This is a genomic window from Phyllobacterium sp. T2-21, from assembly GCF_055378485.1.
The window spans coordinates 3,016,033-3,030,359 of sequence record NZ_AP027912.1; the positions used below are offsets into that span (position 1 = coordinate 3,016,033).

Sequence of the window (14,327 nt, forward strand, 5' to 3'; positions counted from 1 at the left end):
TCGGGGTGTCAAAAAACAAACTCATGTTCAAATCCGGTCCAGCGTTTTGTCGAGCCAGGCAAAGAAGCCGCGCGCGCCTTCGGTGTTTTCTGCCAAAGGAATCATCGGCGCGGCGCTGGCCAACGATGTGCGGGCGCGCGGCGGCAGATATTTGTTGGTCGGCCGCGTCTCCTGCTCCGGCATCAGGTCAAAACCGCCCCGTTCCGCCACCATCACCGACACCTCGGATGTAGGATCGCCGAGATCGCCGTAATGGCGGGCATTGGCCGGGCATGTGCGCACGCAGGACGGCACCCGATCCTCCTGCTGCAGCGTCTCATTGTAGATCCGGTCGACGCACAGCGTGCATTTCTTCATCACCCCGGCAGCCAGGTCCATCTCGCGTGCCCCATAGGCGCAGGACCACGCACACAGACCGCAGCCGATGCACTTGTCCTCGTCGACAAGCACGATGCCATCCTCGGCGCGTTTGTAGGAGGCGCCGGTCGGACAGACCGTGACACAGGGCGCATCCTCGCAATGCAGGCAGGATTTCGGAAAATGCACCACCCGCGCATCGCCCGCTTCGCCGATCACCTGTCCGCCGTCCGGCACCACCTCAAAGCTGTGAATGCGGTTGAGGAAGGTGCCGGAAACATCGTCGCCATAGGGATGCTGGTCCGACAGCGCATTGCCATAGGCGCCGGTGTTCCACTCCTTGCAGCTGATGACGCAGGCATGGCAGCCGACACAGACATCGAGATCGATCACAAGGCCAAGCTTCTTGGCGCTGCGGGTTTGCGGCAGGCTGGTCATGCCGTCCACTCCTGTCCGTAACGTAGCTGGTCCACCGGTTCCGGCTGGCTGCCGGGCCGCAACAAGGTGCTGAAATGCGGCTCGCTCACCGCCTCACCCACCTCCGCCTTCTCGATGCGCACGCGCAAATCGTACCAGGCCGCCTGCCCGGTGATCGGATCGGAATTCGACCAGCGCATGCCATCGGCTTTCGGCGGCAGCAGTTCATGGATGAGATGGTTGAGCAGAAAACCCTTGGTCGCCTCCGGCGCATTCTTGTCGAGCGCCCAGGCGCCGCTGCGCTTGCCGATGGCATTCCAGGTCCACATGGTCCTGCCGTTCACCGCCTCGGTGCGCGCGATCTCGCATTTGATGCGGCCGTGATGCGACGTTACCCACACCCAGTCACCATCCTTCAGCCCCAACTCGTCGCAAATGCCGCCGGGCACATAGAGCGGGTTCTTGGTGTGGATCTGCCGCAGCCACGCATTCTGCGAGCCCCAGGAATGATACATCGCCATGGGGCGCTGCGTGATCGCATGGTAGGGAAAAGCCTCGGTATCGACACCCTGTTCCTCGAACGGCCGGTACCATAGGGGCAGCGGATCGAAGCATTCGAGCAGCCGCTGCCGGTATTGTTCCGGCGCAACCGGCTTGCGGGTGCCCAGCGCCGACAGGCGGAATTTTTGCAGCGTCTCCACATAGAGCTGGATCGTCACCGGCTGCGGCGTATCGAAAAAGCCGGTATCGATGGCGAACTGCTGGTAGGCGGCATTGTGGTGCTTGAAATACAGCGCCTCCTCCGGGATGTGCTTCATCCAGAACGCGCCATTGCCGATATAGTTCTCCAGCTGGTCCGGGTTCGGCGTTCCGCGCCCCTCGCCGGTTCCATCCGCATCGCGCCAGCCCGACAGCGGACCGATGCCCGGCTTGCGCTGGTGATTGACGATGTAATCGGCGTAATCCTTGTAGAGCGCTCCGCCCTGTGCATCGACGAAACCCGGCAATTTCAGCCGTGCACCGAGATCGATCAGCACCGACTGGAAGCCGCGCACATCGCGGTCCGGCTCCAGCACCGGCCAGCGGATGGCATCGCAGGCGGCTTCCGGCTCGGAAATCGGCCGGTCGAGCAGCGAGATGCAGTCGTGCCGCTCAAGATAGGTCGTATCGGGCAGCACCAGATCGGCATAGGCGACCATCTCCGAGGAATAGGCGTCGGAATAGATGATCTTCGGAATCTTGTATTCGCCTGTCGCCTCGTCGCGCGCTTCCAGCATCTTTATGGTGCCGCGCGTATTCATGGATGAATTCCACGCCATGTTCGCCATGTAGAGGAACAGCACGTCCACGGGATAGGGATCGCCCGCATGGGCATTGGCGATCACCATATGCATCATGCCATGGGCGGACAGCGGCGCTTCCCACGAAAAGGCCTTGTCGATGCGCTGCGGTTTGCCATCCGCATCGACCAGCAGGTCTTCCGGCCCAAGCGGATAGCCGAGATGCGGCCCGGCCAGCGGCTTGCCCGGCGTGACATGTTCCGCCCGGCCGTGCGGGCGCGGATGTGCCGTGGCCGGTTTCGGATAGGGCGGCTTGTAGCGATAGCCGCCGGGGCAATCGATGGAGCCGATGATCGTCTGCAGCACATGCAGTGCCCGCGCCGACTGAAAGCCGTTGGAATGGGCCGAGATGCCGCGCATGGCATGAAAGGTCACCGGGCGGCCGATCATCGCGTCGTGCTGTTCGCCCTTCATGTCGGTCCATGGCTGCTCGAGGATGATCTCCTCTTCGAACGCCACCCGCGCGATTTCCGCCGCAAGGCCGCGAATGGTGGCTGCCGATACGCCGGTTTCAGCAGCGACGGCATCGGGCGCATATTGCGGATCAAGGTACTTTTCCGCCATCAGCCGCAGGACGCTGCGCACCTTGCGGCCGTCATCCGTGGTGAAATCGGCGTTGAGATCGGCAACATGTCCCGGCTCGTCAAAACGCACCAGCGCACCCGTCTTGCGGTCGCGCACCAGCGCCTTGCCAAGATCGTCGCGCAGGAACAGGCCGTGATCCTCCTTGCCCTCGTCGTCAATCACCAGCCACGGCGCATTGGTGTAGCGTTGGAGATAATCGAGATCGATCTGGCCGTTGCGGAACAGTTCATGAATGATCGCCAGGATCAGCAGCCCGTCCGTACCGGGCCTGATCCCGATCCAGTTGTCGGCCACCGCGGAATAGCCCGTGCGCACCGGGTTGACCGAAACGAACCGCGCGCCGTTCTGTTTCAGCTTGGAAATACCCATCTTGATCGGGTTGGAATCATGATCCTCGGCCACGCCGAACAGCACGAACAGTTTCGTCTTGTCCCAGTCGGGCGCCCCGAATTCCCAGAATGCGCCGCCGATCGTGTAGATGCCCGCCGCCGCCATATTGACCGAACAGAAACCGCCATGGGCGGCGTAGTTGGGCGTGCCGAAATTCTGCGCCCAGAAGCTGGTCAGGGCCTGCGACTGGTCGCGGCCGGTGAAGAAGGCCAGCTTCTGCGGCGCGGTCTCACGAATCGGCTGCAGCCAGTCGACGGCGAGCGACAGCGCCTCTTCCCAGCTGATTTCCTTGAATTCGCCCGATCCGCGCGGGCCGGTGCGCAACAGCGGCGCCCGCAACCGCGCCGGCGAATAATGCTGCATGATTCCGGCCGAACCTTTGGCGCACAGCACACCCTTGTTGATCGGGTGATCGCGGTTGCCTTCGATATAGCGGACCTTGCCGTCCTTCAGATGCACATTGATGCCGCAGCGGCAGGCGCACATGTAGCAGGTTGTCTTGGCGATTGTGTCACCCACCGGTGCCGACAGGGCAATGTACGGTTCGGTTTCCATGGGGTGATTGCCTCGCTTGTCACAGAATCCCTGTTTTATAAGAACAATTCCAATCTACCAAACACTCTAACGACATCTCACCAGGAAAACGGCATCATATGATTTGCCAAGAAGTTGCCTCTTGCCAAATCGTCGCCAAGGCTGATTTGATATACCAATGGATGAAAAGCTCTCCCGTGCAATCGAAAAGCGCCGTGACGACCTCGTTGCGCTGACCCGTGATCTCATACGCTTTCCCACGGTCAATCCGCCGGGTGAAGCCTACACGCCCTGCGCCGAATTTATCGCGCAACGGTTGAAGAAGAGCGGTTTTGAGACCCAGCTGATTCGCGGCGAAGGCACACCCGGCGATACGGACCGCTATCCGCGCACCAATATCGTCGCGCGCTTTGACGGCCGGACACATGGCCAGACCGTGCATTTCAATTCGCATATCGACGTGGTCGACGCGGGCGAAGGCTGGACAGTCGATCCGTTCGAGGGCGTGGTAAAAGACGGGAAAGTCTACGGGCGCGGCGCCTGCGACATGAAGGGCGGGCTGGCCGCTTCGATCATCGCCGCCGAAGCCTTTCTTGAAGTCTATCCCGACTTTGCCGGTTCAATCGAGATTTCAGGCACGGTGGACGAGGAATCCGGCGGTTTCGGCGGCGTCGCCTATCTCGCCAGCAAGGGCTTTTTCTCAAAACCGCGCGTCGACCACGTCATCATTCCCGAACCGCTGAACAAGGACCGCATCTGCCTCGGCCATCGCGGCGTCTGGTGGGCCGAGATCGAGACCAAGGGCGAGATTGCCCATGGCTCCATGCCGTTTCTCGGCGATTGCGCCGTGCGCCACATGGGCGCGGTGCTCGATGCCTTCGAAAAGGAGCTGTTTCCGGCACTCGACAAGAAGCAGACCCGCATGCCCGTGGTGCCGGAAGGCGCAAAACGCTCCACCATGAACATCAATTCGATCCATGGCGGCCAGACCGATGATTATTCCGGCCTGCCCTCGCCCAATGTGCCGGACTCCTGCCGCCTGACCATCGACCGGCGTTTCCTGCTCGAGGAAGACCTCGCCGAGGTCAAGCGCGAGGTGACATCGATCCTCGACCGGCTGCAATGGGAGCGGCCGAAATTCCACTACAACATCCGCGACATCATGGAGGTGCAGCCGCTGATGACCGAGCGCGATGCGCCCGTGGTCACCGCCGTTGCGCAGGGCATCCGCGACGTCTTCGGCAAGGAGCCGGAATATGTCATTTCGCCGGGCACCTATGACCAGAAGCACATCGCCCGCATCGGCCTGCTGCATGACTGTATCGCCTACGGGCCGGGTATTCTCGACCTCGCCCACCGGCCTGACGAATATGTGGGCATCGAGGACATGGTCGAGTCGGCAAAGGTCATGGCGCTCGGCCTGAAAGTTCTGCTGTCCGGCTCAATCTAGGCATGGTTCTCAAAACAAAAATGTGCTGATCTGCACGGGGTTTACGGCAAAGTCCTTGGGAGACGTTGAATGAACAAATTCTGGAAGTCGGCCCTTGCGGCCAGCGCGCTTGTCCTGCTTTCCGCCACCGCATCCCTTGCCGCCAAAACCGACCTCGTGCTGGGCGTCGTCCTGGAACCGCCGCACCTCGATCCGACCGCCGGTGCAGCCACGGCGATCGGTGAAGTGGTCTACGCCAATGTGTTCGAGGGGCTGACACGCATCAATGCCAAGGGCGAGGTTCTGCCCGCCCTCGCCGAGAGCTGGACCGTTTCGGACGACGGCAAGATCTATACCTTCAAGCTGCACAAGGACGTGAAATTCCATGATGGCACGGCCTTTGACGCGCAGGATGTCAAATTCTCGCTCGACCGGGCGCGTGACGAAAAATCCGTCAATCCGCAAAAGCCGCTGTTCGCCGCCATCGACGCGGTGGAGATCGTCGATCCGCTGACCGTCAAGGTCACGCTCAAACAGCCCAATGGCGACTTCCTCTACAATATGGGCTGGGCCGCCGCAGTCATCGTCGCGCCGGAAAGCGCCGATACCAACAAGGAAAAGCCCGTCGGCACCGGGCCCTTCAAGTTCGATACCTGGGCCAAGGGCTCGCAGATCGTCATTTCGAAAAACCCCGCCTACTGGGGCACACCCGTTGCCCTTGACAAGGCGACGTTCCGCATCATCCCCGATCCGGCCGCCGCAACGGCAGCGCTGCTTGCCGGCGACGTGCAGGCGTTCCCTGTGTTCCCGAGTTATGAGGCCGTGCCGCAGTTCCAGGCTGATCCGCGCTTCAAGGTGGTCATCGGCACCACGGAGGGCGAGACCGTCCTTGGCATGAACAACCAGAAGCCGCCCTTCGACAATCTCAAGGTCCGGCAGGCGATCGGCCACGCCATCGACCGCAAGACGCTGATCGACGGCGCCATGTTCGGCCTGGGAACGCCCATCGGCTCGTTTTTCCCGCCGCACCATCCCGCCTATATCGACCTGACGGCCGGGTCCGCCTACGATCCGGCACTGTCGAAGAAACTGCTGGCGGAGGCCGGTCATCCCGACGGCTTCAAGACCACGCTGAAACTGCCGCCACCCGTCTATGCCCGCCGTGGCGGCGAGATCATTGCCGCGGAATTGCGCGAAATCGGCATCGAAGCGGAAATCATTCCAGTGGAATGGGCGCAGTGGCTGGAGCAGGTGTTCAAAGGCAGGGATTACGACATGACCATCGTGTCGCACACTGAGCCGAACGACCTCAACATCTTCGCCCGCGACAATTACTATTTCAACTACACCAGCCCGGCCTTCCGCGAGGTGATCAAGCAGATCGAGGCGACCTCCGATACGGCCAAGCGCACCGAACTATACCAGCAGGCGCAAAAAATTCTGGCTGCCGACGCCCCGGTCGCCTTTCTCTTCCAGCTGCCGAAGACCGGCATCTGGGATGCCAAGGTCGAAGGACTGTGGGAAAACGGCCCCATTCCGGCCAATGACCTGACCGCAGTGAAATGGGCGGAATGATCCATCAAAAAACCACGTCAGTACTTCCATGCTGAACTACGTGTCGAAGCGGATTCTGATCGGCATCCTGACGCTTTTGGCCGCTTCCGTCGTCGTGTTCATCGTGCTGGACGTCGTACCCGGCGATCCGGCGCGGCTGATGCTCGGCATGAACGCCACGGAGGAAGCCGTGCGGGCCTTGCAGCAGCAGATGGGGCTCGACCAGCCCCTGCTCGTCCGCTATTTTAGCTGGATCGGCGGGCTTCTCGTCGGCGATTTCGGCAAATCCTATACCTATTCGGTTCCCGTCCTGAACCTCATCACCGAACGCATCGCCGTTTCCCTGCCGCTGGCGCTGATTTCGCTGTTCCTGTCGACAATCATTGCCATTCCTGTCGGCCTGTTTTCCGCGTCGCGGCGCGGCACGATGGCTGACAGCGGCACGATGGCGATTGCGCAGGTCGGCGTTGCCATTCCCAATTTCTGGTTCGCGCTGCTGTTGGTCTATGTCTTCGCCGTCAGCCTGCGCCTCGTTCCCGCCGGTGGCTTTCCCGGCTGGAATACCGGTGTCTGGGCCGGGTTCAAATCGCTGATCCTGCCCTCCATCGCGCTTGGCCTGCCGCAGGCCGCCATCCTTGCCCGCGTCACCCGTTCCGCGCTGCTCGACGTGCTTGGCGAGGACTATATCCGCACGGCCCGCGCCAAGGGCCTGACCCGCCGCAAGGTGCTGTACCGGCACGCCCTGCGCAACGCCCTGATCCCGGTCCTGACCATTCTCGGCCTGCAGTTCGCCTTTCTGCTGGCCGGTACGATCATCATCGAGAATGTCTTCTATCTGCCTGGCCTCGGCCGCCTGGTGTTCCAGGCGATCACCCAGCGCGATCTCATCGTGGTCCAGGGCGTCGTCATGCTGCTGGTCGCCACGGTCATCGTCGTCAATCTTCTGGTCGATCTCTCCTATGCGCTGGTCGATCCGCGCCTGCGGGGCCGCTCATGAGCGCGCCCACGGAATGGCAGGCCAACATCTCCAAAGCCTTTTCCAACCGGTCCTTCGTCATCGGCCTGACGATCACGGTCCTGCTGGCATTGATGGCGGCGCTGTCCTTCGTCTGGACACCCTATGCCGTCGGCTCCTTCGACATTCTTGGCAAGCTGAAACCGTCGTCCTCGGCCCATTGGCTCGGCACCGACCATTTCGGCCGCGATATCCTGTCGATGATCATGGTCGGCAGCCGCAATTCCATTGCCGTTGCCTTTGTGTCCGTCGTCATCGGCGCCGGCATCGGTGTGCCGCTCGGCCTGTGGGCAGCGGCCCGCGGCGGCCTGATCGATGAAGCCCTGATGCGCTTCAACGATCTCGTCTTCGCCTTTCCGGCCCTGCTCTCGGCCGTCATGATCACGGCCGTGTTCGGCCCCGGCGCGATCAACGCCATCATCGCCATCGGTATTTTCAACATTCCGGTCTTCGCCCGCGTCGCCCGTGGTGCGGCGCTGTCGCTGTGGCCGCGCGAATATATTCTGGCCGCCCGCGCAGCAGGCAAGAGCAGCCTGCTCATCACCGTCGAGCACATCCTGCCCAACATGATGAACATTCTTGTGGTGCAGGGCACCATCCAGTTCTCCCTCGGCATCCTGGCGGAAGCGGGCCTCTCCTATGTCGGCCTCGGCTCGCAGCCGCCCATGCCGAGCTGGGGGCGGATGCTGTTCGAGGCGCAGACCATGATCGGCCTGGCGCCGCACATGGCGCTCTATCCCGGCCTCGCCATCGTCATCACCGTGCTCGGACTCAATCTTCTCGGCGATGGCCTGCGCGATGTTCTCGACCCGAAAATGCGGCGGGAGCGGTCATGAATCTGCTTGAAATCAGCAAGCTGACCCTGCGCATCGGCGCATTCGAGGCCCTGAAAGGCATCGACCTTTCGGTGAGGACAGGCGAAATCCGCGCGCTTGTCGGCGAATCCGGTTCGGGCAAATCCATGACGGCGCTGAGCATCATGAAGCTGCTGCCGGGCGGCGCGCGGACCGGCGGGCAAATCAACTTCGGCGGCAAGGATCTGCTCACAGCCAGCGAAGCGGAGATGTGCCGCCTGCGCGGCAACGAGATCGGCATGGTGTTTCAGGAGCCGATGACCGCCCTCAACCCGGTCAAGACAATCGGCGAACAGGTGGCCGAAGGCATCAGGCTGCATACCGGCGCAACCCGCGCCATCGCCGAGGAACAGACGCGTGCTATTCTGGATCGTGTCGGTCTTCCCTCAACCCAATTCCCGCTCAGCCGCTATCCGCACGAACTGTCCGGCGGCCAGCGCCAGCGCGTGGTGATCGCCATTGCCTGCGCACTCAAACCGCGCCTGCTGATTGCCGACGAACCCACCACCGCGCTCGATGTCGTCCTGCAGGCGCAGATTCTCGACCTCCTGCAAAGCCTCGTCGACGAGGAACGGATGGGCCTGCTGCTGATCAGCCACGACCTCGCCGTGGTCGCGGGCATGGCCCATTCGATCACCGTGCTGCGGCATGGCGAGGTCATGGACACCGGCGAAACCACGCAGATCCTGAGCGAGCAGACGCATCCCTACACGCGCCAGCTGGCACAGGCTTCCATGCATGTACCGGAGCGCACGGCGCATCACCTGACCCTGGCAACCCCCGATGGCCCGTTGCTGGCGATCCGCAACCTCACGCGCACCTATCCGGGCCGCCGCAAGGGACTGTTCGGCCGCGATCCGGATTTCCGGGCGGTGGACGACGTCACCTTCGATATCAAGCCGGGGCAGTCCACGGCACTGGTCGGGCGGTCCGGCTGCGGCAAGTCCACCCTCGCCCGCATGGTTCTGGCGCTTGACCGGCCGACCGACGGCCAGATTCATTTCGCCGGGCGGCGCATCGACAAGCTGACGCCGGACGATCTGCGCCCGGTGCGGCGCAACATGCAGGTGGTGTTTCAGGACCCCTACGGTTCCTTCAATCCGCGCCACAAGGCCGAGCGTCTGATCGCGGAGCCGCTCTATCTGCTCGACCGCGAATTGTCCGACGGCGAGCGGCGCGACCGGGTGCACCGCGCACTGGAGCGAGTCGGCATCCCGCGCGCCGACAAGGACAAATATCCGCACGAGTTTTCCGGCGGCCAGCGCCAGCGGCTCGCCATTGCCCGCGCCATCATCACCGAGCCGAAACTCATCGTTGCCGACGAGCCGGTATCCGCTCTCGACGTGTCGATCCGCGCGCAGATTCTCGATCTCTTCGCCGACCTCAACGACCGGCTGGGCATCGCCTATCTGTTCATCACCCACGATCTCGCCGTGGCGCGGGCCATCACGGATACGGTCATGGTGATGTCCGAGGGCAAGATCGTCGAGCGCGGCAAGACGGAGGAAATCCTGCGCCAGCCGCTATCGGAAGCCGGCCGGGCACTGGTCCGCGCCTCACCCGACCTGCACAAGGCCCTCGCCCGCCGGATCACCGAACAGGGCTAAAACAGTCCAAGGAAAAACAGGACCAGCAGCACGCCCATGAAAAGCGCAGTCGCGACGCTGTAGACGCGCAGCGCCGCATCGATGTGCGCGGCACCGGCATCGCGATGGCCTGATCCGTTGAGCATCGGCTCGTTGGCAACCACGCCGCCATAGATGCGCGGTCCGGCAAGCGCGACATCGATGGCCCCGGCCATGGCCGCCTCTGGCCAACCGGCATTGGGCGAGCGATGCAGCCGCGCATCGCGCATCATAACGTCGAACGAACGGGCTGCGGCTTTTCCGCCATGCACGATCCACGCGGCCGCGGCGATCAGCAATCCGGTCAGACGCGCCGGGATCCAGTTGGCGACATCATCCAGCTTGGCGGCGAACCGGCCAAAGTCGCGATGCCGGTCATTGAGATGGCCGATCATCGAATCCGCCGTGTTCAGCATCTTGTAGGCGAGAAGTCCCGGCAGGCCGAGCAGCGCAAACCAGAAGGCCGGGGCAATGATCCCGTCTGACGTGTTTTCGGCAAGGCTTTCAATCGCAGCGCGCGTGATGGCCGCCTCGTCGAGCACCTGCGGATCGCGCCCGACAATCATCGACACGGCACGGCGCGCACCCACCAGCCCGTCATTGCGCAGCGCATCGGCAACCCGTGCGACGTGCTCGCCCAGGCTCTTCTGTGCCAGGAATACCGCGACGATCAGGGCTTCGATCAGCCCGCCGAACAGCGGAATCATCGTCAGCGCCCAATGGATCAGCACGCCGATACCAGCGGCGGCAAGCAGGAGGACGAGCATGGCGAGAAAACCGTTGCGGCGCTTTTCCTGCTCGGTATGCCCAGCTCTGTTGAAACGCTTGTCGATGAAGCTGATGGCCTTGCCGAACAGCACGACGGGATGCGGCACCCGCTGCCAGAGCCAGTCGGGATCGCCGACATAACGGTCCGCCAGGAGGGCAAGAAACAGAATCAAAAGGTTGATTTCCATGGATGATTCGATCCCGTTGATTCAAAATCTCAGCTTCGCACAGCGTCCATTGCTATAACGGCACGCTGCCGGAATGTCTCTGCGTCATTCTCATCCAGTGGCAGGCCAAAGCGCAACCACTGCGGCGCATAGGCGAATTTGCGCACCAGCACGTGCTGCGCGCACAAGGCCTCGAACAGGGCATGGGCGCGCCCGTGCTCGACCAGCGCAAACAGATCGGTCCCGGCGATTTCCTTCAGGCCGACCCCGGAAAAAACCGCCGAGAGGACCTTGCGCCGCCGGGTCAGCCGATCCTTGAAGGCAGCAAGTGCTGACGTGTCGGTAAAGGCGTGCCGGGCAATCGCCAGCGCCGGACCGGACACAGCCCACGGCCCCATGCGCTCCGTCAGCTTCGCCGCAAGCGGCGGGCTGGTCAGGGCAAAACCGAGCCGCAGGCCGGCAAGGCCGAAGAACTTGCCGAAGGATTTGAGCACGATCAGGCCATCGCGCCCGCACTGCGCGGCAATGCTCGTTTCGGGATGCGGATCGGCAAAGGCTTCGTCGACGATCAGGAAACCGCCGCGCGTCTGCAATGCCCCGGCAAGCGCAATCAGCGTGTCCTTCGCAACAATGCGGCCATCCGGATTGTTGGGATTGACGATGACGGCGACCCTGGCGGAATGCGGAATGCCGGAGACATCGGCGCACGGCGTTACTTTCCAGCCTGCGCGCTCGAACGAGGATTGGTGCTCCTGATAGGTGGGACCGACGATCGCCACCTCGCCGCGATCCGTCAGATCCGGCATGATCTGGATCAGCGCCTGCGTGCCCGGCGCCGCAACAATGCCTGCGCCCGCCGACGCGCCGTAGTAAACACGGGCTGCCTCGAGCGCCGCTGCCAGCAGGTTTTCGTCGGGCAAACGGTTCCACACGTCCGGATGAATGGATGGCAGCGGAAAGACCTCCGGATTGATGCCGGTGGACAGGTCGATCCAATCTTCGCGCCGCCCGCCAAACCGGCTTATGGCGCGATCAAGCGCGCCGCCATGCTCAATCTGCATCATCCGGCCATATCGATCATGTGCATGTAGGAACCCGATACCGAGCCGACCCGCAGGCCCGCCTCGCCGAGATCTTCGCCCAGCGCATCGCGGACGCGAAACAGCCGCGCGGCGTCCCCTTCGCGCACAATGCTGGCATAGTGGAATTCATGCGCGGTGAAGGGAAACGGAAACGGCGAAGCCGCCAGCGGCTCGATCCGCCGGTAGCCCAGATGCATCCGGCGCTCGGCAAAGCTGGTCTGCAGCGGCAGCAGGCCGAGCATGCCATGGGCTTTCCCCGCGGCATCCTCGATGCTTTCGCCCAGCACCATGTAGCCGCCGCATTCCCCGTAGACCGGGATGCCGCGCTGCGCCGCCTGGCGGATACCGGCGGTAAAATTGGCAGCCGCAGCCAGCTGTTCCGCATAAAGTTCGGGATAGCCGCCGGGCAGATAGACCGCATCGCTGTCCGCTGCCGGAGCTTCGTCGTTCAGCGGCGAAAAGAAGCTGATCTGCGCACCGCGGCGGCGCCAGCCATCGAGCAGATGCAGGTAGGAAAAGGCAAAGGCATTGTCGCGCGCCACGGCAATGTGCTGGCCGAGCGGCGGCACGCGCGCAATATTGGCCATGGAGGCGACGGGACCCAGACGCCCGGCGATCTGCTGCAGCGCGGCAAGGTCGATCTGCCTCCCCATGACCTCGCCCGCATGGGCCATGAACGCATCGAGCGCGCAATGTTCCCCCGCCTGCACCAGCCCGAGGTGACGCTCCGGCAGATGCAGCCTCGGGTCGCGCGCAATGGCGCCGAGAACCGGAATGCCGACCGGCTGCAGCGCGGCGCGCAGCATGGCCTCGTGCCGGGCGCTGCCGACACGGTTGAGCACCAGCCCGGCGATCATCAGCGTGCGGCGGAAATCCCGGAAGCCGCTGACCACGGCGGCAATCGAATGCGACTGCTTTGCGCAGTCGAGCACCAGAATGACCGGCAGCGACAGACGCACGGCGAGATCGGCGGCCGATCCCTTGCCGTCCAGCGCACCGTCGAAAAGCCCCATCATGCCCTCGACCACCAGCGTCTTGCCGCCTTCCGCATGACGCGATGCCAGGGCGCTGATCAGGTCGGGCCGCATCGCCCAGGGATCGAGATTGATGCAGGGCACACCGCTGGCAACGCTGTGATAGGCCGGATCGATATAGTCGGGACCCGCCTTGGCCGGCGCGATTTTCACGCCGTCATCGCGCAGCGCGCGCAGCAAACCCAGCGTTACCGTGGTCTTGCCGCTTCCCGAAGCCGGGGCGGCGATGACAAAGCCCTTCATCCCGCATCCTTTTCGCGGCGTGTTCCCAGCGGATCGACCTGCAGCACACGCCCGTCCAGTGCCCCCAGCCAGTCGAGCGCATTGCGCAGGCGCACCACCTCGCCGATGACAACGATGGCGGGCGGGCGCAGCCCCGCCTGTTCCACGGCGTTCTCGGCCTGCGCAAGCGTTGTTTCAAGCACTGTCTGCGCGCCCGTCGTGGCATTGCAGACAAAGGCCATGGGTTCATCCTTCGCGCGGCCCGCCGCCATCAGCTTGGCGGCGATGACGCCGATATGCTTCATCGCCATGTACATGACGATGACGGACGAACCCTTGGCGATGCTCGCCCAGTCCATTGTATCCGGGATCAGGCCGGTTGCGTCGTGTCCGGTCAGGAAGGTCACGCTCTGGTTTGTCTCGCGGTGGGTCACCGGAATGCCCGCATAGGCGAGCCCGCCGATACCGGCGGTGATTCCCGGCACGATGCGGAAGGGAATGCCGTGTTCGACCAGCGTCAGCGCTTCCTCGCCGCCCCGGCCGAAAACGAAGGGATCACCGCCCTTCAGGCGCAGCACCCGCTTGCCGGCCTTGGCCAGTTCCACCAGACGCAATGAGATATCGCGCTGCTGCGGCGAAGGCTTGCCGCCGCGCTTTCCGGCATATTCGAGTTCCGCGTCCGCACGGGCAAAGGAAAGGCATTCCTCGTTGACCAGCGCGTCATAAACAATGGCATCGGCCTGTTCGAGCGCATTGACCGCATGCAGCGTCAAGAGCCCGGGATCACCCGGCCCGGCCCCGACAAGCCAGACATGACCCGTTTCGAACTTCGGCAATTTTGACGTCACTGCGCTCATCGCGCTCCCCGTATCTGTTGCATCGCGCATAGCATAATTTTCCGCATCGCAAGCATGAACTTATCGGAAAAATCATGCAACTCTATCCCAAGCTGGT

11 protein-coding genes are annotated in these 14,327 nt (G+C 63.1%); 5 read left to right on the forward strand and 6 right to left on the reverse strand.

The features are described 5' to 3' along the window. Positions 1-27: 27 nt before the first annotated feature. Both ACZ5FP_RS15160 and ACZ5FP_RS15165 read right to left on the reverse strand, forming a co-directional pair. A complete protein-coding gene (locus ACZ5FP_RS15160; RefSeq protein ID WP_464661121.1) occupies positions 28-795 on the reverse strand; it encodes a 4Fe-4S dicluster domain-containing protein in 768 nt (255 codons plus the stop codon). Beyond that, positions 792-3,644: a molybdopterin oxidoreductase family protein gene (locus tag ACZ5FP_RS15165; protein WP_464661123.1), complete on the reverse strand. Its 2,853-nt coding sequence runs from the start codon at positions 3,642-3,644 to the stop codon at positions 792-794. Before ACZ5FP_RS15165 ends, ACZ5FP_RS15160 begins: the two co-directional genes overlap by 4 nt. Before the next feature lie 157 nt (positions 3,645-3,801). On the opposite strand from ACZ5FP_RS15165, the gene ACZ5FP_RS15170 reads away from it, so the two are divergent. From ACZ5FP_RS15170 to ACZ5FP_RS15190, 5 genes are all read left to right on the forward strand, one after another. Then, on the forward strand, positions 3,802-5,073 hold the full coding sequence (locus tag ACZ5FP_RS15170; protein WP_464661124.1) for an acetylornithine deacetylase/succinyl-diaminopimelate desuccinylase family protein: 1,272 nt from the start codon (positions 3,802-3,804) through the stop codon (positions 5,071-5,073). 69 nt (positions 5,074-5,142) lie between these two features. Further along, positions 5,143-6,627: an ABC transporter substrate-binding protein gene (locus ACZ5FP_RS15175; RefSeq protein ID WP_464661126.1), complete on the forward strand. Its 1,485-nt coding sequence runs from the start codon at positions 5,143-5,145 to the stop codon at positions 6,625-6,627. 28 nt (positions 6,628-6,655) lie between these two features. Then, a complete protein-coding gene (locus tag ACZ5FP_RS15180; protein WP_464661128.1) occupies positions 6,656-7,603 on the forward strand; it encodes an ABC transporter permease in 948 nt (315 codons plus the stop codon). Beyond that, positions 7,600-8,457, forward strand: coding sequence for an ABC transporter permease (locus ACZ5FP_RS15185; RefSeq protein WP_464661130.1), 858 nt, complete (start codon positions 7,600-7,602; stop codon positions 8,455-8,457). The genes ACZ5FP_RS15180 and ACZ5FP_RS15185 overlap by 4 nt, the downstream gene beginning before the upstream one ends. Further along, positions 8,454-10,082, forward strand: coding sequence for an ABC transporter ATP-binding protein (locus tag ACZ5FP_RS15190; protein ID WP_464661132.1), 1,629 nt, complete (start codon positions 8,454-8,456; stop codon positions 10,080-10,082). The genes ACZ5FP_RS15185 and ACZ5FP_RS15190 overlap by 4 nt, the downstream gene beginning before the upstream one ends. Here ACZ5FP_RS15190 and cbiB read toward each other — a convergent pair. The 4 genes from cbiB to cobA are packed head-to-tail and all read right to left on the reverse strand — an operon-like array spanning position 10,079 to position 14,230. Next, positions 10,079-11,056: an adenosylcobinamide-phosphate synthase CbiB gene (cbiB, locus tag ACZ5FP_RS15195; protein WP_464661134.1), complete on the reverse strand. Its 978-nt coding sequence runs from the start codon at positions 11,054-11,056 to the stop codon at positions 10,079-10,081. The genes ACZ5FP_RS15190 and cbiB overlap by 4 nt on opposite strands. 29 nt (positions 11,057-11,085) lie before the next feature. Next, positions 11,086-12,096, reverse strand: coding sequence for a threonine-phosphate decarboxylase CobD (gene cobD / locus ACZ5FP_RS15200; RefSeq protein ID WP_464663297.1), 1,011 nt, complete (start codon positions 12,094-12,096; stop codon positions 11,086-11,088). Next, complete coding sequence (locus tag ACZ5FP_RS15205; RefSeq protein ID WP_464661136.1) at positions 12,096-13,394, reverse strand: cobyrinate a,c-diamide synthase; 1,299 nt, start codon at positions 13,392-13,394, stop codon at positions 12,096-12,098. The genes cobD and ACZ5FP_RS15205 overlap by 1 nt, the downstream gene beginning before the upstream one ends. Next, positions 13,391-14,230, reverse strand: a complete 840-nt coding sequence (gene cobA, locus ACZ5FP_RS15210; RefSeq protein ID WP_288194817.1) for a uroporphyrinogen-III C-methyltransferase — start codon at positions 14,228-14,230, stop codon at positions 13,391-13,393. The genes ACZ5FP_RS15205 and cobA overlap by 4 nt, the downstream gene beginning before the upstream one ends. Positions 14,231-14,327 lie beyond the last annotated feature (97 nt).